At 63.9% G+C, this 19,016-nt stretch carries 19 protein-coding genes; 7 read left to right on the top strand and 12 right to left on the bottom strand.

Features of this window, described 5'->3' with window-relative positions; all coding sequences use genetic code 11:
• The first annotated feature begins 2 nt into the window (after positions 1-2).
• From HDG34_RS08760 to HDG34_RS08750, 3 genes are read left to right on the top strand one after another with little or no spacing between them, the layout of a single operon-like run.
• On the top strand, positions 3-1,130 hold the full coding sequence (locus HDG34_RS08760) for an acyl-CoA dehydrogenase family protein (protein WP_184059304.1): 1,128 nt from the start codon (positions 3-5) through the stop codon (positions 1,128-1,130).
• Positions 1,131-1,163: 33 nt separating this feature from the next.
• Complete coding sequence (locus tag HDG34_RS08755) at positions 1,164-1,622, top strand: MaoC family dehydratase (RefSeq protein ID WP_090803790.1); 459 nt, start codon at positions 1,164-1,166, stop codon at positions 1,620-1,622.
• Positions 1,619-2,095 carry a MaoC family dehydratase gene (locus HDG34_RS08750; protein ID WP_090803792.1) on the top strand — a complete coding sequence of 159 codons (477 nt, stop codon included), beginning with the start codon at positions 1,619-1,621 and terminating at the stop codon, positions 2,093-2,095. Before HDG34_RS08755 ends, HDG34_RS08750 begins: the two co-directional genes overlap by 4 nt.
• Before the next feature lie 98 nt (positions 2,096-2,193).
• On the opposite strand, the gene HDG34_RS08745 is transcribed toward HDG34_RS08750, so the two are convergent.
• The 6 genes from HDG34_RS08745 to HDG34_RS08720 form a co-directional block, all read right to left on the bottom strand.
• Positions 2,194-2,895, bottom strand: a complete 702-nt coding sequence (locus HDG34_RS08745) for a glutathione binding-like protein (protein WP_018420032.1) — start codon at positions 2,893-2,895, stop codon at positions 2,194-2,196.
• Positions 2,896-3,022: 127 nt separating this feature from the next.
• Positions 3,023-4,282: an acyl-CoA dehydrogenase family protein gene (locus HDG34_RS08740; RefSeq protein WP_184059302.1), complete on the bottom strand. Its 1,260-nt coding sequence runs from the start codon at positions 4,280-4,282 to the stop codon at positions 3,023-3,025.
• Positions 4,283-4,339: 57 nt separating this feature from the next.
• Positions 4,340-5,446 (bottom strand): phosphotransferase, encoded by a 1,107-nt coding sequence (locus HDG34_RS08735; RefSeq protein ID WP_184059299.1) that lies wholly within the window; start codon positions 5,444-5,446, stop codon positions 4,340-4,342.
• A 20-nt stretch (positions 5,447-5,466) separates the two neighbouring features.
• The gene (locus tag HDG34_RS08730) at positions 5,467-6,183 is read right to left on the bottom strand and encodes a histidine phosphatase family protein (protein WP_184059297.1); all 717 of its coding nucleotides are present in this window, start codon (positions 6,181-6,183) and stop codon (positions 5,467-5,469) included.
• Between the two features lie 21 nt (positions 6,184-6,204).
• Positions 6,205-6,993 (bottom strand): oxepin-CoA hydrolase, alternative type, encoded by a 789-nt coding sequence (locus tag HDG34_RS08725; protein WP_184059295.1) that lies wholly within the window; start codon positions 6,991-6,993, stop codon positions 6,205-6,207.
• Positions 6,990-8,546 carry a 3-hydroxyacyl-CoA dehydrogenase gene (locus HDG34_RS08720; RefSeq protein WP_184059294.1) on the bottom strand — a complete coding sequence of 519 codons (1,557 nt, stop codon included), beginning with the start codon at positions 8,544-8,546 and terminating at the stop codon, positions 6,990-6,992. Before HDG34_RS08720 ends, HDG34_RS08725 begins: the two co-directional genes overlap by 4 nt.
• 127 nt (positions 8,547-8,673) lie before the next feature.
• Here HDG34_RS08720 and HDG34_RS08715 point away from each other — a divergent pair, with 127 nt between their 5' ends.
• On the top strand, positions 8,674-9,321 hold the full coding sequence (locus HDG34_RS08715) for a glutathione S-transferase family protein (RefSeq protein ID WP_184059292.1): 648 nt from the start codon (positions 8,674-8,676) through the stop codon (positions 9,319-9,321).
• 109 nt (positions 9,322-9,430) lie between these two features.
• Here HDG34_RS08715 and HDG34_RS08710 read toward each other — a convergent pair whose 3' ends face one another.
• Both HDG34_RS08710 and HDG34_RS08705 read right to left on the bottom strand, forming a co-directional pair.
• Entirely contained in the window at positions 9,431-10,603 is a 1,173-nt protein-coding gene (locus HDG34_RS08710) for a pyridoxal phosphate-dependent aminotransferase (RefSeq protein WP_184059291.1), read from the bottom strand.
• A gap of 186 nt (positions 10,604-10,789) precedes the next feature.
• A complete protein-coding gene (locus tag HDG34_RS08705; RefSeq protein ID WP_184059289.1) occupies positions 10,790-11,296 on the bottom strand; it encodes a putative toxin-antitoxin system toxin component, PIN family in 507 nt (168 codons plus the stop codon).
• 57 nt (positions 11,297-11,353) lie between these two features.
• Here HDG34_RS08705 and yaaA point away from each other — a divergent pair, with 57 nt between their 5' ends.
• Both yaaA and HDG34_RS08695 read left to right on the top strand, forming a co-directional pair.
• Positions 11,354-12,136, top strand: a complete 783-nt coding sequence (gene yaaA, locus HDG34_RS08700; protein ID WP_184059287.1) for a peroxide stress protein YaaA — start codon at positions 11,354-11,356, stop codon at positions 12,134-12,136.
• Positions 12,137-12,187: 51 nt separating this feature from the next.
• Positions 12,188-13,354, top strand: a complete 1,167-nt coding sequence (locus HDG34_RS08695; RefSeq protein ID WP_184059284.1) for a carboxypeptidase family protein — start codon at positions 12,188-12,190, stop codon at positions 13,352-13,354.
• A 111-nt stretch (positions 13,355-13,465) separates the two neighbouring features.
• Here the strand turns inward: HDG34_RS08695 and HDG34_RS08690 are convergent, their stop codons facing one another.
• The 4 genes from HDG34_RS08690 to HDG34_RS08675 form a co-directional block, all read right to left on the bottom strand.
• Positions 13,466-14,083: a BspC domain-containing protein gene (locus HDG34_RS08690; protein ID WP_018420043.1), complete on the bottom strand. Its 618-nt coding sequence runs from the start codon at positions 14,081-14,083 to the stop codon at positions 13,466-13,468.
• 174 nt (positions 14,084-14,257) lie between these two features.
• Complete coding sequence (locus tag HDG34_RS08685) at positions 14,258-14,932, bottom strand: energy-coupling factor ABC transporter permease (RefSeq protein WP_184028785.1); 675 nt, start codon at positions 14,930-14,932, stop codon at positions 14,258-14,260.
• Positions 14,933-15,052: 120 nt separating this feature from the next.
• A complete protein-coding gene (locus HDG34_RS08680) occupies positions 15,053-15,934 on the bottom strand; it encodes a response regulator transcription factor (RefSeq protein WP_090803814.1) in 882 nt (293 codons plus the stop codon).
• A gap of 213 nt (positions 15,935-16,147) precedes the next feature.
• A complete protein-coding gene (locus HDG34_RS08675) occupies positions 16,148-17,362 on the bottom strand; it encodes a DUF2863 family protein (RefSeq protein WP_184059282.1) in 1,215 nt (404 codons plus the stop codon).
• A gap of 272 nt (positions 17,363-17,634) precedes the next feature.
• Here HDG34_RS08675 and HDG34_RS08670 point away from each other — a divergent pair, with 272 nt between their 5' ends.
• On the top strand, positions 17,635-18,750 hold the full coding sequence (locus HDG34_RS08670; RefSeq protein ID WP_090803817.1) for an AI-2E family transporter: 1,116 nt from the start codon (positions 17,635-17,637) through the stop codon (positions 18,748-18,750).
• The last annotated feature ends 266 nt before the right edge of the window (positions 18,751-19,016 follow it).

Here is a 19,016-nt window from a genome sequence, read left to right as displayed (position 1 = left end):
GCATGGACTTCACTTTCAACGACGAACAACAGCAATTTGCCGATGCGCTGCGCCGCTATCTCGACAGGAGCTACGGCTTCGAAGCGCGCCAGCAGATCGTGCGCTCGGAGGCGGGCGTATCGGCTGTGCACTGGGCCGCGTTCACCGAACTGGGGCTGACCGCGTTGCCGGTGCCCGAAACGCAGGGCGGCTTCAACGGTGGTCCGATCGACATGCTCGTGGTCATGCAGGAGCTCGGTCGCGCGCTCGTCGTCGAGCCGTTTTGGGCGACCGCGGTCGGCATCGAAGCGCTGCGCCTTGCCGGCGCCGGCGACGGCGAAGATGCCGCGCTGCTCGAACGGGCGGCCCAGGGCGAAGCGAGGCTGGCCGTGGCGTTTCACGAGCCGCATGCGCGCTACGATCTGTTCGACGTCGCGACGACCGCGAGCGGGCAGGGTGCGCAGCACACGCTGAGCGGCACCAAATCGGTCGTGCTGCACGGCGCGCAGGCGGACCACTGGATCGTGCCGGCGCGCCTCGATGGCGAAATCGCACTCTTTGTCGTCGCGCGTGACGCGGCCGGCGTCACGCTCACCGAGTACCGCACGATCGACGGTCAACGCGCGGCGACGCTCGAATTCAATGGCACGCCCGCGCGCCGGCTCGCCGGCAAACACGCGGGGGCGGCAACCCTCGAGCAGATCGCCGACTACGGCACGCTGCTGCTGTGCGCGGAAGCGCTCGGCGCGCTCGACGCGCTCAATCACGCCACCGTCGAGTACACCAAAACGCGCCAGCAGTTCGGCCAGCCGATCGCGCGTTTCCAGGCGTTGCAGCATCGCATGGTCGAGATGCTGATCCACGCGGAGCAGGCGCGCTCGATCACGTATCTGGCTGCGATGCGCTACGCGAGTGAAGACGCGAACGAGCGCCGTCGAGCGATCTCCGCGGCAAAAGTTCGGGTCGGCCAGGCCGCGCGTTTCGTTGGTCAACAGGCGGTGCAGTTGCACGGCGGCATGGGTGTCACGAACGAAGTGGCGGCCGCGCATCTGTTCAAGCGCCTCGCGATCATCGAGACCACGCTTGGCGACGTCGATCATCATCTCGCGCGGTTTGCCACGCTGCCCGGATTTGCGGTCGCCGAAGACTGATCGGGCCGTTCCACCGGACAAAGGAGGTGCACGATGAAAATCAGTTTCGAAGACATGGAAGTGGGCTCGAGCCGCGAAATCGGCAAGCACATGTTCACGCGCGAGGAGATTGTCGAGTTCGCGCAGAAGTTCGATCCGCAGCCGTTTCATCTCGACGAAGCCGCCGCGGCCGAATCGCCGTTCCGCGGCCTCGTCGCGAGTGGTTGGCACACCTGCTCGGTAATGATGGGCATGCTCGTGCGCAAGGTACTGGCGGATTCGACATCGATGGGTTCGCCCGGGATCGACGAGATCCGCTGGCTCAAGCCGGTACGAGTCGGCGACACGATCACGATGATGAACGTCATCGTCGACAAGCGCGTGTCGCAGAGCAAGCCGGATCGCGGCATCGTGTCGACACGCTGGGAGGGCATCAATCAGCACGGCGAAACGGTGATCACCGTGCGCTCGAACGGCATGTTCGGCCTGCGCAATCCGGGAGCGGCGGCATGACGGCGAGCGCGGCGACGCCAGTCGCTTTCGACAATGCGGGTGCTTTGCGCGCGCTCATTGGCGCCGAGCCGCTCGTCAGCGAATGGCTGAGCGTCGATCAGGAGAGGGTCGACCGTTTCGCCGAGGCAACCGGCGATCATCAGTGGATTCACATCGATCCCGAGCGGGCCAAACGCGAATCGCCGTTTGGCGGCCCGGTCGCGCATGGGTTTTTGACGCTGTCGCTGATTCCGGCTTTGCTCGGCAAAACGGTGAAGATCGAGCAGCGCATGGGTGTCAACTATGGCTTGAACCGCGTGCGTTTCGTGTCGCCGGTACTCGTGGGGTCGTCGCTGCGCGGGAAGTTTGCCGTCGAGTCGGTGACCGACGTCGACAACAGCGGCGTGCAACTCGCGTGGAACGTGACGCTGGAGCGTCAGGGCAGCGAACGACCGGTGTGCGTCGCGGAGTTCATCACGCGGCATTATTTCTAGCGTTTTCCCTTTGCAGACGAAATGAAAAAGCGCGAGCCGGCAGGCATGCCGCTCGCGCTTTCGGTTTGTGTCGAGCCGCGTCAGCGAGACGGCCGAAACTAGTGTTTCGCGTACTGCGTCGCGCCAAACAGGATCTCTTTCGCCTTGTCGTCCATCAGCGGCGCGCGCGCCGACGCCAGCACGTCGACGCCGCGCACCACCGCCGGCCGCGCAGCGATCTCTTCATGCCAGCGCTTCACGTTCGGCAAGGTATCGAGCTCGATGCCCTGATTTTTCCACGAACGGGTCCACGGAAACGCGGCGATGTCCGCGATCGTATAGTCGTTGCCGGCCAGGTAACGCGTCTTGCCGAGTTGCGTGTCCATCACGCCGTACAGACGTCGCGCCTCATTGGTGTAGCGATTGACCGCGTATTCGATCTGCTCGGGTGCATACACGCGGAAGTGATGCGTTTGCCCCAGCATCGGACCGAGGCCGCCCATCTGGAACATCAGCCATTGCAGTGCCGCGTAGCGCGCGGCCGGATCGCTCGGTAGAAACTTGCCGGTTTTCTCGGCCAGATAAATCAGGATCGCGCCCGATTCGAATAGCGCGAAAGGCCGGCCGTCGGCGCCTTTCGGACCTTCGGAATCGACGATCGCGGGAATCTTGTTGTTGGGACTGATGGCGAGAAATTCCGGCTTGAACTGGTCGCCGGCACCGATGTTCACGGCATGCACGTTGTAGGGTAGGCCCGTTTCCTCGAGCATGATATGAATCTTGTGGCCGTTCGGGGTCGCCCAGCTATAGACGTCGATCATCCTGGCTCCTTTGTTCGTCGAAGCGGCGCCGCAAAGAGGGCGCCGCCGTTGCCGAAAATTAGAGCATAGATCGCGCGACGCTGCTTGCCGCGGGCTCAGTCCCCACGCTCACACCGAGCCGAAGCACTCAAACGCGTGTGACCGGCATCTCAACGCGAGCCGCCGAGCCCGCATCCATATGACGCGCAAGTTCGAGCTTGGCGATCGCGTTGCGATGCACTTCGTCGGGGCCGTCGGCGAAACGCAGCGTGCGCGCCGACGCATAGGCATACGCGAGCGGAAAATCGTCGCTGACGCCGCCGCCGCCATGCGCCTGAATCGCCCAATCGATCACCTGACACGCCATGTTCGGCGCGACCACCTTGATCATCGCGATCTCGCCGCGCGCGCCCTTGTTGCCGACGGTATCCATCATGTACGCGGTCTTCAGCGTGAGCAGACGCGCCTGCTCGATCATGCAGCGCGCCTCGGCAAGACGCTCCTGCGTGACCCCTTGCGACGCCACCGGCTTGCCGAACGCGACACGTTGCAGCGAGCGCTTCGCCATCAATTCGAGCGCGCGTTCGGCGAGACCGATCAGGCGCATGCAGTGGTGGATGCGTCCCGGGCCGAGACGGCCTTGCGCGATCTCGAAGCCGCGGCCTTCGCCGAGCAGCATGCTGGTAGCGGGCACGCGCACGTTGTCGAGTGTGATCTCCATGTGGCCGTGCGGCGCGTCGTCGTAGCCGAACACCGTGAGCGGGCGATGCACGGTGATGCCGGTGGCGTCGGCGGGCACGAGGATCATCGACTGCTGCTGATGGCGCGGCGCGTCGGGATCGGTCTTGCCCATCACGATATAGACCTTGCAGCGCGGATCGCCCGCGCCCGACGACCACCACTTGTGACCGTTGATCACGTAATGGTCACCATCGCGCACGATGCTGGTCTGGATGTTCGTCGCATCCGACGACGCGACCTCCGGCTCCGTCATCAGAAACGCCGAACGGATCTGCCCTTGCAGCAGCGGTTCGAGCCACTCGCGCTTGTTCTCTTCGCTGCCGTAGCGCTCGATCGTCTCCATGTTGCCGGTGTCCGGCGCGTTGCAGTTGAACACTTCCGGCGCCCACGGCACGCGGCCCATGATCTCGCACAGCGGCGCGTATTCGAGATTCGTCAGGCCCGCGCCGCGCTCCGATTGCGGCAGGAACAGATTCCACAGACCGGCCTCGCGCGCCTTCTGCTTGAGTTGCTCGACCAGTTCGGTCGGCACCCATGCGTTGCCGTTCTGGCGGTTGCGCGCGATCTCCGCATAGAACGCCTGTTCGTTCGGGTAAATGTGCTCGTCGAAAAAGGCGAGCAGTTTTTCGCGCAACGCCTGGACCTTCGGGGTGTAATCGAAATTCATCTTGGACCTCGCGGGTAACGGACTGCGAATGATGGGGAGCAGGGCGCGCCCTTGTGTCTAGAGAACCTTCTGCGCATAGTGCCAGGCGAGTTCGGCCATCGGCTTCGCGCGCCGGCCGGCGTCGAGCGCCTGCGCGTTCGATGCGGTACCGTCGACGACGCGCTTCATGATCCCTTGCAGGATCGCTGCGATGCGGAACATGTTGTAGGCCAGATAGAAATTCCAGTCGCCACGAATCTCGAAACCGGTGCGTTGGCAATAGCGCTCGACGTACCGCGCTTCATCGGGAATGCCGAGCGCGGCCCAATCGAGTCCCGCGATGCCGCGGAACTGCGTCGGGTCGACATGCCACGCCATGCAGTGGTAAGCAAAGTCGGCGAGCGGATCGCCGAGCGTCGACAGTTCCCAGTCGAGCACCGCGAGCACGCGCGGCTCGTTGCGATCGAAAATCAGATTGTCGAGCCGGTAGTCGCCATGCACGACCGACACGCGCTCGTTCGTCTCCGCCGGCATATGCTGCGGCAGCCATTCGATCAGCCGGTGCATCGCGTCGATCGGCTCGGTCTCGGACGCCAGATACTGCTTGCTCCAGCGGCCGATCTGGCGCGCGAAGTAATTGCCTGGCTTACCGTAGTCGGCGAGGCCGGCGGTGGCGGCGTCGACACTGTGCAACGCCGCGATCACGCGATTCATTTCGTCGTAGATCGCCGCGCGCTCGGTGGGCGTCATGCCGGGCAGCGATTGATCCCACAGCACGCGACCTTCCACGAACTCCATCACGTAGAACGCGCGACCGATCACGCTTTCGTCCTCGCACAGCGCGAGCATGTGTGCGACCGGCACGTCGGTGTCGGCGAGCGCGTGCATCACGCGATATTCGCGTTCGATCGCATGCGCGGACGGCAGCAGCTTCGCCGCGGGTCCGGGCTTCGCGCGCATCACGTACGCGCGCGACGGCGTGATCAGCTTGAACGTGGGATTGGATTGTCCGCCCGCGAATTGCTCGAGCGTGAGCGGCCCCTCGAATCCGTCGACATGTCCGGCCAGCCACGCGGCGAGCGCGTCGTTGTCGAAGCGTTGCCGCTCGTTGACCGGGCGGGTGCCCTCGAAAGCCGAGTAGTCCTGTCTGCGTGCCGGTTCGCCGGTCTGCGTGGCTTGCGCCATGTGTCTCCTCCAGTTCGGTGTCAGCTACGCTGGTATCGGATGAACTGTGCGTAGAGCATTTCCATCGTGGTGTTGCGAACGTCGCGATGCAACGGCGACGGCGGTGAATAGTTGAGCATGCGCAGCACCCAGTCGCGCGGCGCGGCGCCGACGTCGAGCGCATTGATGCAGCCGGTCGCCTGCGCCAGATGACCGAAGAACGTGCGGCCGCCGGCCGTCAGCGCGTGCGACAGGATCGCGCGATTGACGCCGCCGTGCAGCACCAGCAACGCGGTGTCCCACGACGTGTCTTCGCGCAGCGCCGTGACGGCCGGCAGAACGCGATCGAACAGCTCGCCGATCGTTTCGCCGTCGAGAAAGCGCATGCTCTCCGGCACGATGCCGTCGAACACGCCGAGAAACGCCGCCTCGATATCGCTCGGCGGAATGCCGCCGAGCCGTCCGCCGCGAATTTCTCGCCACGCGGGCTCGATTTCGGGCTCGATCTGCTGACCCGTTTCGGCAAGCACGCACCGCGCGGTTTCTATCGTGCGCGGCAAGCCGCTGACGATCACGCGGTCAAAGCGCACCTGCTGTTCGGCGAACACGCGGCCCGCCGCGCTCGCCTGCTCGCGGCCGTTCGCGTTCAGCGGTACGGTTTCAGGATCGATCGCGCGGCCGGAGTCGTCGAAGTAGGTGACGTCGCCGTGACGCATCAGGAAGATGCGGCGCCGTTTCGGCAGTTGGTAGTCGGGCATGTCGGGCGGCTCTCTCGTCGTTTATTTGTAGATCGGTGCGCGTTTTTCGAGGAACGCGGTGATGCCTTCGAGACCGTCGCGATGATGCAGCGACGCGACGAAGTTGTCGCGCTCGGCGACCAGATGATCCGCGAGCGGCTGCGTACCGGCCGCGGCGATCAGCCCCTTGATGCGCGCGACCGAATTGGGCGAAATCGCGCCGAGCTCGTCGGCCCAGGCGAGCGCGTCATCGAGCGCGGTGCCGGCTTTGGTGAGCCGGTTGACGACGCCGAGTTCGTGCAGACGCGCGGCGCCGATCGGCTTGGCTTCGATCAGTACCTCGGTGGCCAGCTGGCGCGGCAGCGCCTCGGCGAGAAACCACGAGCCGCCGCCGTCGGGCGTCAGACCGACGCGCGCGTAGGACATCGCGAATTTGGCGTTGTCCGCGGCGACGATCAGATCGCAGGCGAGCGCGAGCGAAAATCCCGCGCCTGCCGCCGCGCCTTCCACCGCGGCAATGACCGGCTTCGACGATAGCCGCAGTGCCGAAATCCATTGAGCGAGCATGTCGATGCTATCGGCTTGCACGGAGGGATCTTTCGCGCGATTTTCGAGCAGGCGGTTCAGGTTGCCGCCTGCGCAAAAGAAGTCATCGGCGCCGGTGATCACGACGGCGCGAATCGACGGATCGCGCTCGACGGTATCGAATGCCTCGATGCCCGCGGCGTACATGTCCGGATGCAGCGCGTTGCGCGCACCGGGGTTCGACAGCGTGAGGACCAGCGTGGATTCGCTGCTGGCCGGGCGTGAAGCGAGCAGGGCGGCGCTCATGATTGGGTCTCGGTTGGGATGTCGGTGGCGTCGCGCTGCGTGAGCGCGAGGCCGAGTTGCGCGCGTCTTGCGAGCCACGGCGACGGACGATAGCGCGGTTCGCCGAGCACGCTGTGCATGTTGCGCAGGATCGTGAGAATGGTGGTGGCGCCGAGCGCGTCGCCGAGCGCGAGCGGTCCGCGCGGGTAGCCGAGGCCGAGCATGACGGCGAGGTCGATGTCCTCCGGCGTCGCGATCTGCTTCTGCGCGATGTCGCAGCCGATGTTGACGATCGTCGCGACCACCCGCTGCGCGACGAAGCCGGTCGAATCGCGGATCACGGTGACGGGGATGCCGTCGGCGGCGAACAGCGCATGCGCGCTATCGCGTGCGGCGCGTGTCGTGGCCGGCGTGGTCATCAGCGTGCGGCGTTGCGCGCCGACGAGCGGGAACAGGGCATCGACGGCGACGACGCGGCTCGCGTCGAGCGCTTCGTCGACCGCGGCCGTGGTCGCGTCGTGGCCGAACGGCGTGACGAGGATCAGCGAACCGGCGGCGGGCGTCGCGCCTTCGTCGAGCTTTACGCCCGCTTTGCCGACCAGTTGCACGACGGCCTCATACGCGTCGCGGTAGCGTTGGCTGACCCACACGCTTTGCGGCAGCGTGGTCGGCGCGGGCGCTTCGGCGGCAACCTGCTGCTTGCCGTCCACGTAGCGATAGAAACCTTCGCCGCTCTTGCGGCCGAGCAGTCCGCCCGACAGCCGCGTGCCCGTGATCGGCGATGGCGTGTAACGCGGTTCTTCGTAGAACTGGTGATAGATCGACTCCATCACCGGATGCGACACGTCGAGCGCGGTCAGGTCCAGCAGCTCGAACGGCCCGAGGCGAAAGCCGGCCTGCTCGCGCATGATGCGGTCGATGTCCGCAAAGCTCGCGACGCCTTCGCCCGCCACGCGCAAGCCCTCGGTATTCATGCCGCGGCCCGCGTGATTGACGATGAAGCCCGGCATGTCCTTCGCGCGCACCGGCGTGTGGCCCATGCGGCGGGCGAGATCCATCAGCGCGTCGCCGGCTTCGGGGTCGCTGCGCAGGCCGTCGATCACTTCGACGACCTTCATCAGTGGCACCGGATTGAAGAAGTGATAGCCGACCACGCGCGACGGATCGGTGCAGCCCGCGGCAATCGCGGTGATCGACAGCGACGACGTATTCGACGCGAGGATGCAGCGGCCGCTGACCACGGTTTCGAGCTCGCGAAACAGCGCCTGCTTCACCTCGAGCTTTTCGACGATCGCCTCGACGACGAGATCGCAGCCGACCAGCTCGCTGATCGCCTGCACGCCGCTCACGTTGGCGAGCGCGGCGAGCGAGCGCGACTGCTCCAGCTTGCCTTTGGCCGTCAATTTGGCGAAAGTCTCCGCGAGATAGTCGCGCGCGGCGCCGACGGCGGCCGCGTGGGTGTCGTAGAGCCGTACGCGCAGGCCAGCGAGCGCCGCGATTTGCGCGATACCGCGGCCCATCGCGCCGGTGCCGACGATGCCGATGGTCGCGATGCTGAAATTGCGAGAGTTCATTGTGATGCCCGACTCCATGGTTATTTTAGAATAGCACGATCGTGCAATTTCTTGGATGATTCGATGGAAAGCCGCTGCTTCAACCTCGACGCGCGGTCTCACACACCATGACACAAGGAGACACCCCATGATCAAACTGTGCGGTTTTGCGCTGTCCAACTACTACAACAAGGTCAAGTTCGTGCTGCTCGAACATGGCATCGAGTTCGAGGAGCAGTTCGTGAAGCCGAGTCATGAAGAAGCGCTGCTCGAGCATTCGCCGCTCGGCAAGGTGCCATATCTGCAGACCGAGCACGGCGACCTCTGCGAGTCGCAGTGCATCGTCGAATATCTGGCTGCGCGTTTTCCCGACAAGCGGATCTTCTCCGCTGATCCGTGGCAGGCCGCCAAGGAACGCGAAATGATCTTTTTCGTCGATGTACATCTCGAGCTGACAGTGCGCAATCTGTACAAGGAAGCGTTTTTCGGCGGCACGGTCAGCGACGCGACGAAAGGGCGCGTCGAGAAGCTGCTCACGCATCACATCGCCGGTTTCAAACGGATCGCGAAGTTCTCGCCGTATCTGTGCGGCGAGCAATTCAGCGTGGCGGATACCGCCGGCTACGTGAGCCTGCCGCTCGTGGGTATGGCGACACAGACCATTTACGGCCGCGATCTTCTGCTCGAAGCGGGGATCGACTGGAAGCGCTACGTGAAGACGATCAACCCGCGGCCGGCTGCGCAGCGCGTGACGGAGGATCGCAAGGCCTGTGTCGCGGCGTCGCGTGCGTCCTGAGGGAATGAGCGCAGTGCCATGAAGCGCGCATGGTTGCGAAGCGCACACCCGTGCCGCGCAGCGCGATGGCAAGTAACGTGGGTTCGTTCGTGGCATCGCGCAAGGCATCCTAGAGCCGCGCGAGCCGTTCGAGCGCGGTAGCGAGCGTGCCTTCCTGCTTGGCGAAGCAGAAGCGCACCACGCCCGACTCGTGCGCCTCGTGATAGAACGCCGAGACCGGAATCGCCGCGACGCCGATTTCGCCGGTCAGCCATTGCGCGAATTCGGCTTCGGGCAGGTCGCTGATCGCCGAATAGTCGACGCATTGAAAATACGTGCCCGTGCACGGCAGCAGCCTGAAGCGCGAATTCGCGAGGCCCGCGTGGAAGAAATCGCGCTTGCGCTGATAGAACGCCGGTAGCTCCACGTACGGCGCCGGGTCCTTCATGTAATCGGCGAGGCCGATCTGCATCGGTGTGTTGACGGTGAACACGTTGAACTGGTGCACCTTGCGGAACTCGGCGGTCAGCGCGGCGGGCGCGGCCACATAGCCGACTTTCCAGCCCGTCACGTGGTAGGTCTTGCCGAAGCTCGACACGACGAAGCTGCGCTGCGCGAGTTGCGGATAACGCGCGACGCTTTCATGCGGCGCGCCGTCGTAGACCATGTGCTCGTACACCTCGTCGGACAGGATCAGCACGTTGGTGCCGCGCACGATCTCCTCGAGCTTGCGCATGTCCTGTTCGCGCCACACGGTTCCGGTCGGATTGTGCGGCGTATTGATCATGATGAGCCGCGTCTTCGGCGTGATCGCGGCGGCGAGCTTGTCGAACGGGATGGCGTAATCGGGTGCGTCGAGTGTGACGAAAACCGGCTTGCCGCCCGCGAGTTCGATCGACGGCAGATAGCTGTCGTAGGTCGGTTCGATCACGATCACTTCGTCGCCGGGATGGACAGTGCAAAGAATCGCGGTCAGCAACGCCTGTGTGGCGCCCGCGGTCACGGTGATTTCGCTATTGGCGTCGTAGTGGCGGCCGTACAGATTCGCGATCTTGTCCGAAATCGCCTGACGCAGCGGCAGCACACCGGCCATCGGCGGATACTGGTTGTGACCGTCGCGCATCGCGTTCGCGACCGCGTCGACGATGCGCGGATCGCAGGCGAAGTCGGGAAAGCCCTGACCCAGATTCACCGCGCCTTTTTCCGCGGCGAGCGCGCTCATCAAGGTGAAAATCGTCGTGCCGACGTTCGGCAGGCGAGACGGAAACGTGGGGCTCGTGGGCGTGTCGTGCGGTGCGTTCATGGCGTCGTGGGTAGCAGGGCGATAAGGTGGGCCGGTTCTCGAACTGTCGTTGCGAAGGGCGAAGCCTGATTGTAGGGAATCGCGACACGCTGTGCGCGCCGCGGGTGTCACGTTGATCGTCAGAAGCCGCCTGACGATGAACCTTCAACATGCGCTCGGCTCAACGCGCCGCACGGACGGTCGGATTCACGCGTTGACGGGCTCGCCCCCAGCATTCTGCGCGATGCCGATTGCCGCGACGAACGGTGCCGGTTGCGCGATCCTGAAGCCGAAGTCGCGCGCGATCCGTTTCGCGAGCTTCAGCACCGCACGGTCTTTCGACACGAGCCAGTCGGCCTGCGCCGCATGCGCAAGCTCGAGAAACTTCTGATCGTCGCGATCCTTGCATTGGGGCAGCGGCCGCGCGTCGGCGGCGGACTCGGTCGGCTCACACGGCTTAACCAGTTGCGCCAGCCGCGCGACGACCGCGAGCGCAGCGGCTTTGTCGACATTGCGGTGCGCGAACTGCGGATAGTCGAGCACGTAGGCGAGCTCGGCGAGGCAGCGCGCGTCGATCAGCGCGGCGAGCGCGCCCCTTTCGAGCGCGGCGGCGATCGGCCGCGTGTGCGGGTCGTCGAATACGAGTATGTCGATCCAGACATTGGAATCGAGTACGACGCGCAACGCGCCGCTTGAGGCGAGGGAACCGGGCATTCGTTACAATCGGGCTTTCGTCTTTGACCGCCAGGCACGGCGTGCCTGCAAGCCTCTATGATAATCGTTCTGTCGCCGGCGAAATCGCTCGACTACGACACCCCGCCGCACGTCAAAAAGCACACGATCCCCGATTTCGTCGATGACGCCGCCGAACTGATCAGCGGCCTGCGCCGTTTGTCGCCGCAACAGATCGCTTCGCTGATGAGCATTTCCGATCAGCTCGCGCACCTCAATTTTCAGCGCTACGCGGACTGGTCGCCGCAATTCGGCACGCACAACGCCAAGCAGGCGGTGCTCGCTTTCAACGGCGACGTGTACGAAGGTTTCGATGCGAAGACGTTGTCGTCGGCCGATCTCGACTATGCGCAGAATCACGTGCGGGTGCTGTCGGGCCTCTACGGCCTGCTGCGTCCGCTCGATCTGCTGCAGCCGTACCGGCTCGAAATGGGCACGCGTTTCGTCAACCCGCGCGGCAAGGATCTGTACGCGTTCTGGGGCGAGCGGATCACGCACGCGTTGAACGCGCAGTTGAAGAAGAATGCGGCCACCTCGCGCGTGCTGGTCAATTGCGCATCGGGCGAATATTTCAAGTCGGTCAAGCCGAAGCTGCTCGACGCGCCGGTCGTCACGCCGGTGTTCGAAGACTGGAAGGGCGGCCGCTACAAAATCATCAGCTTCCATGCAAAACGCGCGCGCGGCTTGATGGCGCGTTTCGCGGTGGAAAATCGCCTCGATCGTCCCGAGCAGTTGAAGGACTTCGAGACCGAAGGCTACGCGTTCAGTGCCGAAGCCTCGAACGACTCCACTTTCGTATTTCGCCGCCGCGTTGCGGAATAAGCGTGCCGCTGCGCTAAAAAGGCAGCGTGAATTCAGGCAGGGAAGACTCCGATGACGTTATCGATTACGAGCAATTTCGACGCAGGCGCAGTTGATGTGTTGTCCTGCGAGGACGCCGGCAATATTCGCCTGCGCGTACGGCCCGACAGCCACGCCGAGTTTGCGCAGTGGTTCTATTTCCGCCTGTCGGGCGCGGCGGGCGAGCGCTGCGTGATGACCTTCGAGAACGCCGCCGCGTGCGCGTTCGCGGAGGGCTGGCGCGACTATCGGGCGGTCGCGAGCTACGACCGCGTGAACTGGTTTCGCGTGCCGACGTCGTACGACGGCCGCGTGCTGACGATCGACCATACGCCCGATTTCGACAGCATCTACTACGCGTACTTCGAACCGTACAGCGAGGAGCGTCATGCCGAGTTTCTCGGCGCCGTGCAGCAGATGCCGCACGCGTCGCTGACCGAACTCGGCAAGACGGTCGAAGGCCGGCCGATTTCGCTGCTCACGCTCGGCACGCCGCCCGCCAACGATGCCGCCAACGCCGCGCCCAAAAAGAACATCTGGCTGATTGCCCGGCAGCATCCGGGCGAGACGATGGCCGAATGGTTCATCGAGGGGTTCGTGAAGCGCCTCGTCGGTTGGGGCGATTGGGCGGGCGACCCGGTCGCGCGCAAGCTCTACGATCATGCGGTGTTTCACATCGTGCCGAACATGAATCCGGACGGCAGCGTGCGCGGCAATCTGCGCACCAACGCGGCCGGCGCGAACCTGAATCGCGAATGGATGGAACCGGACGCCGCGCGCAGTCCCGAGGTGCTGGTGGTGCGCGACGCGATTCATGCGATAGGCTGCGACCTGTTCTTCGATATTCATGGCGACGAGGCATTGCCGTATGTGTTCGTCGCGGGCTCCGAAATGTTGCCGGGCTTCACCGAGCGGCAGGGCCGCGAGCAGACGGCGTTCATCGAGGCGTTCAAGCACGCGAGTCCGGATTTTCAGGACAAGTATGGCTATGCGGCGAGCAAGTATCGCGAGGATGCGTTGAAGCTCGCGTCGAAGTACATCGGCAACGAATTCGGCTGTCTGTCGTTGACGTTGGAAATGCCGTTCAAGGACAACGCAAATCTGCCCGACGAGCGGGTCGGCTGGAACGGCGAGCGCAGCGCATCGCTTGGCGCCGCAATGTTGCAAGCGATCCTGCGACACGTGGAGACGTTCGCCTGAAGAAGCGGACGGATGGACACAAAGAACGAGGCACGCACGGCAAAAGTGCGTGCCTCGTTTTTTATTGGGGCGACTGATCGGACGTTGGCGCGGCTCGATCAGCGCCAGATGTCATTGGCTCTTCTTCTTCGAGCTCTTGTTTGCCGATTTGCTCGACGTCGTGCGCGACGATTGGCCCGAGCCTGTCTTCGACGACTTCTTCGACGTCTTGCCGCCGACCGCATGCTTGCCTTTGCCGCCTTTGTGCTTGCCCGATCCCGCGCTATGCGCGCGGTTTGGCGGTACCGGATCGTTCCAGCTGAACGCGAGCATCTGCGAGCCGACGTAGCCGCAGCGGAATTTCAGATCGGCCGGCTCGCCCGAGTTGTCCTGGCGCACGCCGACGCCCTCGACGGTGACGATGCTGTCCACCTTGACGCGCTGCTTGCCTTCGTCGAACGAGTCGTTCCATGGTGTGACCGACGAGTGCGCACTGTCGAACGAACTGGACGGGAATTCGACGTGGTCGAAAGCGGTCGACGTGCTCGCGACGAAGTCGCCATGCGCGGCGCAGTCCGCGACGAGCGGATCCGCGTGCATTTCGGTGATAAATCTTTTGACGAGGTCGTTGTGCTGTTCGAGCTGATCAGCGAATGCGGGAGCCGCGCAGATGAGCGAGAGACTCGCTGCGCAGGCTGCCAACCGGCCGATCACCCGCAGCAACCGGCTCGGTACATTGGTGCGATCCATCTAGTTCTTTAGACGCAAATGGGAGATGAGGCAAATAAGATGCCCCGCGCAAGGGTTGAGTTCAATGTTGCTGCAAATATTCTGCCTTGTCCTGGCGGGGACGCCCGGAAAGTCTCCGGTGACGAGGCGCTGATTATCACAGATGCGCCGCACGCGACGTCAAAGCGCGCATTCTCAGGTGCGCGGGCCGCCCAGACGATAGCGCCGCACGTCGTAGGTGGTCACCCATGCGGGACGGTAGACCGCGATCAGCGCGGTCGCCATGCCAGTGAACCATGCTTCGCCGGTGGCGAGCAGCAGCACGCTGAGCGCGTAGCCGATTGGCACCACGGTCATCGAACCGCCGGACACGACGATATGGATGCCGAGCGCTGCCGCGGCCGTCAACGACACGGCAATGGCGGGCGAAACGAAGCCCTGGCCGAAGATGAACATGAAAAGATTGCGCGGTAGCCACGCGGTGCAGATGCGCTGGAGCAAGGTCGAGATGGCGACGGGCAGGGCTCCGTACACGAGGAACGTCAGCGCGATGCCCTGCCACGGCGCATCGAAGACGACGGCGGCCAGACCCGCGACCACCGCCATCGCGATCAGGGCGAGCCCCCAGTCGAACAGCGTGACGACGAGCGTGGCGCCGAGCAGGTGCATCACGGTGCCGTCGTCGAGCCAGGCGTTGCTCGACCACAGCACCGACACCGCGACGATTATCGCGAGCCAGACATGCTGGAGCGTGCCGTCCTGAAGTCTTTTGAAAGGTTTTTTCCACAGCGCGAGCGCGATCACCATCGCAGTGGCAATCCAGCCACCGACAGCGACCCAAAACGGAAGCGGTGTGTAGAGGAAACCCATGTGTCTCATATTACTCGTTGGACGACAAAAGGTGTGAGCGGATTCCATGCCAGCCCACCCTCGACGCCGCGCGCATGCGGACGTTCCAACCCATGCGCGCGGCGTGCCCCGCGCCCCGCGTCATGCGGAACCCGGCCCGACCGACTTCCGCGCGGGCCGGCCGGGTGGGGCCTCACCGTACGACGTGGCGGGCTCCGCGGCCATCGGTAGCGCGCTGCTGGTGTCGCTGCCCGGCAACGGATACTGGAAGCGCGCACGTGTGCGGCGCCGGAGCGGAACCGGGCCAGGCTGCCCGCGGATGACCGGCCGCGCGCTGTGCTCGCCGTTGTTGCGCAGCACTTGCAAATGATTCGTGAGCCATCCGTTGTAAAGCGCGACCGCGGCGGCGCGATTGGGCGCACCAAGTTGCTGGAATATGCTCGTCAGGTGGATCTTGACCGTACCTTCGCTAATGCCGAGCGTGCGCGCGATCATCTTGTTGGTGCTGCCCATGTGCACGCAGCGCATGATCTGCTCCTGCCGCGGTGACAGCCCGCCCGAGAGTTTGTTGCGGCGGGGCGGCGGACTTTCTTCGTCGAACGTACGGATCGCGGTGTCGGTCGGCAGCGGCGGATCGATCGCCAGCGCGCCGGGCGGCACGTAGTGACCGCCGAGCAGCACCATTTCCAATGCGCGCACGATCAGGCAGGGATCGGTGTCGCGTGGAACAACGCCGAGCACACCTTCGTCCATCAGCGCGCGCACGAGCGCGGGCAAAGTCCCGTCGGTGAGCACGCTGATGCGCAGGTCCGGAAAGTGGCTGAGCAACGCGCGCACCTGCGCAACCGACATCCAGTCCTCCCAGTCGATCACGACGAGATCAGGCCGATAACGCTTGAACGGACGTTCGAGCAGACGCCATTCATCGGCTTCTGTGAAGCGTGCCAGCCGGTCGATCTGCCGCAGCAAGGCCTTGAGTCCATCACGTCGTTCTGCGTTTGAATTGAGAATCGCGAAGCGCATGCATGTCTCCAGATGTATCGGGCGAAATGGCGCGACGCATCTGTGGGACTCGTGGAACTGACTCGATCACGGCGATGCGTCACCGTGCCTATGATGACAAATTCCCCTCGTTTTGACGGCTGTCCAAAAGGCATAAGAAATGCGGACAATCAACAAAAAAGCCCCGTACATACGGGGCTTTTTTGCGATAAGGCAGGGATGTCGACTTCGGTGTCAATGGAAATGGGGTTGCGCGGGCTCGGCGTCTTCGGGCATTTCCGCGTGGACGATTTCGCCGAGCGGGTCCGCATACAGCGGCACGCCGCAGTCGTCGCAATATTCCGGCTCGAAGCGGCCCGCGTGGCGGCGCACATCCGTGATGCCGGTTTCCTTGAGCAGCGCGACGATTTCCTCGAGCGGTTCGTCGGAGCCGGTGATTTCCTCCGGCTCCTCGTCGATGCCCGCCTCGCCGTTTTCGCGGCCGTAGAGTGGCCACACGACACCGTAGATCACGTCGTTGCTGCCCTTGCGCGTGAAGCCGACGCGGTACTCGTCTATGCGCCGTTCGCCGAAGCCGGCGACCACCGCGCGCAGATCCTGCGGCGCCGCGCCAATAGTGTCGAAAAGATAACGCACGGCGGTACGCACGGTGTGCGGACGCACACTTTCATCGGCGTCGCGGCACGCCGAGTAGTACGCATCCGGCAGCAGACATTCGAATTCGCAGCCCGGCAGCACGACCGACAGATTCGCGCCGCCTTGGGTGGCCCATTGATCGAGACATTGGCCGCGCTCGATGCGAGTGCCGTGCTCTTCTTCCTGCCAGCGGAACGTCGCGTCGCCGACGGGAGCGGCGACTACGGCGAGCAGAAAGCGCGGGTCCGCCAGAATCGGCGAGGTCTCCGGCAGTTCGCCGAAATTGAGCTTCGCGTTGCCGCCGCTGACCGCGGCTTGCGCAAGTTGCTGGGCGATGCGCCACGTTTCGACGTGATGGCGCGGCAACTGGTCGATGCTGAACAGGAATGGAGCCATTGCCACGCGCGTGTTGGCAGCGAGCACGTGCGCTTGCAGGTGTGCGCGCAGGGCGTCGGCGGCGTCGGACTTGAGCGGGCCGGACGGAATCACGTAGCGGGTCCAGGCGAGCACAGGCGCGGCGATCAGCAGCGCTTCATAAGACACGCCTTCATGTTCGATCACGAACGATTCGCTGTGCGTTTCCGCCATGTCGGCCAGCGCGCCGTAGGCATCCGGATGGTTTTGCTGCAGATGGTCGAGCGCGGCGTCCAGCGTAGTCTGGTTGGCGTTGCGCACGACTTTGGCCAGCAGCGCGTCGAGCTTCGCTTCCCAGAAGCGATCTTCGGTACGGCTGCCCGACGCGAAAAGCGCGAGCGAGAGACCGACGAGCTTGTCGGCGTCGGGAGGGAGACGTTTGGTGATTCGCGAGCGCATAAATCCAGAAAAATTGGGGGCACGGAACCTTATATTCTAGTCTTTTCCAGGCAGCTATATGGATTGGCCAGCAATCTCCGGGCAATTTGGGCGCTTTCATCTCAAAAAATGCGGTCGCCACCGGCACAGTCGCAAGCGACTCGCAACACCCTGGCGGGATGGTATAAGACACCCCGGACGCCCAACTCGCTTCTATACTGACGGCGTTCAGCGGGCGCCTGACGGGCGTGTGTCATGTCATTGCCACGGTCTGGCGCAATAGGAGATTCATCGTGAAATCTGACCAACTGATCGAGCGACTTGCCGCGGTATTCGCATTGATTGTGCTCGTGGGTGGGTCGTTGCTGGTGCTGGCGCCATTTACGACCGCGCTGCTGTGGGGCGCCATCCTCAGCTACAGTTCCTGGGGACTCTACCGGCGACTCACTGGCGTGGTCGGCGGGCGGCGCAAGCTGGCCGCGACCTTGATCGTGCTGATTATTCTGGTCGTGGTGCTCGGGCCGTTCGTCTATGCGGGTTTCGCGTTCGGCGCGCATGTTCACGACATCGTTGCGCTGGTGCAAAGACTTTTCGAGTCGGGGTTGCCCGATCTGCCGCCGTGGGTGCAGCGGATCCCGCTGGTTGGTTCGAGCATCGAGGCCTTTTGGGAGCGCTTGACCAGCAGCAATTCCGAGTTGATCGCGCAATTGCACACGCTCGCCGCGCCGGCTGGGAAGTGGATTCTGGCGGCGGCGCTTGCGGTGACGCATGGGCTGGGGCTGCTGGCGTTGAGCATCGTGCTCGCGTTCTTCTTTTATACCGGTGGCGAGGGGGCGGCCGCCTGGCTGAACGCCGGCATGCGTCGAGTAGCCGGTGAGCGCGCCGAGTATCTGCTGGCGCTGGCGGGCAGCACGGTGAAGGGGGTGGTCTACGGGATTCTTGGTACGGCCCTCGTACAGGCGGTTCTCGCGGGATTCGGTTTCTGGATGGCGGGCGTACCGGCGCCGGCGTTGCTCGGGCTCGTGACGTTTTTTCTGTCGGTGGTGCCGGGCGGTCCGGTCATTGTCTGGTTGCCGGCAGCGATCTGGCTGTATCAGGGCGGGTCGACTGGATGGGCGATTTTTGTGGTCATATGGGGCCTGCTGGTAGTCGGCATGGCCGATAACGTCATCAAGCCGATCCTGATCGGCAAAAACAGTGACATGCCGTTGATTCTGGTGATGCTCGGCATCCTGGGCGGCGCGTTTGCGTTTGGTTTTCTTGGTGTTTTCATCGGCCCGACGTTGCTGGCGGTCGCTTATACCGTGCTGCATGATTGGACGATCGGCGCATCCGCTGCCCAGACGCTGGCGCCCGAAGTGAAAACCCCATCGATAGACGATCCGGGTCGTATGGGAAAGATCCCCTAAGGAAAACCCCAAGATTTCGCTTGCAAGTCCCGATGTCGGCGACTAGAATTCCGCACTTTCGCGCTCCGGACGCCGGGGTGCGGAGAAGCGGGAAGCCTTTGATGGCGTGGGCTTCGGCGGCGTGGGCAGGTTAGGCGAGTGATAAAAACCTGTTGACGATCCGACGGAATTTCTCCATAATCTCGCTTCTCTGCTGCAGACGCAGCGACGCAAACGAAGCAGTGCCGGGTAGTGGTGGTTCAGGCGCGGCGGGTTTGGCGGACCGA

The organism is Paraburkholderia sp. HC6.4b, from assembly GCF_014200875.1.
Lineage (GTDB): Bacteria > Pseudomonadota > Gammaproteobacteria > Burkholderiales > Burkholderiaceae > Paraburkholderia > Paraburkholderia tuberum.
The sequence above is the reverse complement of the archived record's forward strand: the minus strand, read 5'-3'. Positions and strand labels throughout refer to the sequence as shown.

What these genes read in the sequence shown, in the direction of transcription:
- HDG34_RS08720 (WP_184059294.1), bottom strand. Translation starts at nt 8,546, where the DNA reads ATGAACTCTCGCAATTTCAGCATCGCGACCATCGGCATCGTCGGCACC.
- yaaA (WP_184059287.1), top strand. Translation starts at nt 11,354, where the DNA reads ATGATAATCGTTCTGTCGCCGGCGAAATCGCTCGACTACGACACCCCG.
- HDG34_RS08680 (WP_090803814.1), bottom strand. Translation starts at nt 15,934, where the DNA reads ATGCGCTTCGCGATTCTCAATTCAAACGCAGAACGACGTGATGGACTC.
- HDG34_RS08750 (WP_090803792.1), top strand. Translation starts at nt 1,619, where the DNA reads ATGACGGCGAGCGCGGCGACGCCAGTCGCTTTCGACAATGCGGGTGCT.
- HDG34_RS08760 (WP_184059304.1), top strand. Translation starts at nt 3, where the DNA reads ATGGACTTCACTTTCAACGACGAACAACAGCAATTTGCCGATGCGCTG.
- HDG34_RS08740 (WP_184059302.1), bottom strand. Translation starts at nt 4,282, where the DNA reads ATGAATTTCGATTACACCCCGAAGGTCCAGGCGTTGCGCGAAAAACTG.
- HDG34_RS08695 (WP_184059284.1), top strand. Translation starts at nt 12,188, where the DNA reads ATGACGTTATCGATTACGAGCAATTTCGACGCAGGCGCAGTTGATGTG.
- HDG34_RS08735 (WP_184059299.1), bottom strand. Translation starts at nt 5,446, where the DNA reads ATGGCGCAAGCCACGCAGACCGGCGAACCGGCACGCAGACAGGACTAC.
- HDG34_RS08690 (WP_018420043.1), bottom strand. Translation starts at nt 14,083, where the DNA reads ATGGATCGCACCAATGTACCGAGCCGGTTGCTGCGGGTGATCGGCCGG.
- HDG34_RS08705 (WP_184059289.1), bottom strand. Translation starts at nt 11,296, where the DNA reads ATGCCCGGTTCCCTCGCCTCAAGCGGCGCGTTGCGCGTCGTACTCGAT.
- HDG34_RS08715 (WP_184059292.1), top strand. Translation starts at nt 8,674, where the DNA reads ATGATCAAACTGTGCGGTTTTGCGCTGTCCAACTACTACAACAAGGTC.
- HDG34_RS08710 (WP_184059291.1), bottom strand. Translation starts at nt 10,603, where the DNA reads ATGAACGCACCGCACGACACGCCCACGAGCCCCACGTTTCCGTCTCGC.
- HDG34_RS08745 (WP_018420032.1), bottom strand. Translation starts at nt 2,895, where the DNA reads ATGATCGACGTCTATAGCTGGGCGACCCCGAACGGCCACAAGATTCAT.
- HDG34_RS08730 (WP_184059297.1), bottom strand. Translation starts at nt 6,183, where the DNA reads ATGCCCGACTACCAACTGCCGAAACGGCGCCGCATCTTCCTGATGCGT.
- HDG34_RS08725 (WP_184059295.1), bottom strand. Translation starts at nt 6,993, where the DNA reads ATGAGCGCCGCCCTGCTCGCTTCACGCCCGGCCAGCAGCGAATCCACG.
- HDG34_RS08685 (WP_184028785.1), bottom strand. Translation starts at nt 14,932, where the DNA reads ATGGGTTTCCTCTACACACCGCTTCCGTTTTGGGTCGCTGTCGGTGGC.
- HDG34_RS08675 (WP_184059282.1), bottom strand. Translation starts at nt 17,362, where the DNA reads ATGCGCTCGCGAATCACCAAACGTCTCCCTCCCGACGCCGACAAGCTC.
- HDG34_RS08755 (WP_090803790.1), top strand. Translation starts at nt 1,164, where the DNA reads ATGAAAATCAGTTTCGAAGACATGGAAGTGGGCTCGAGCCGCGAAATC.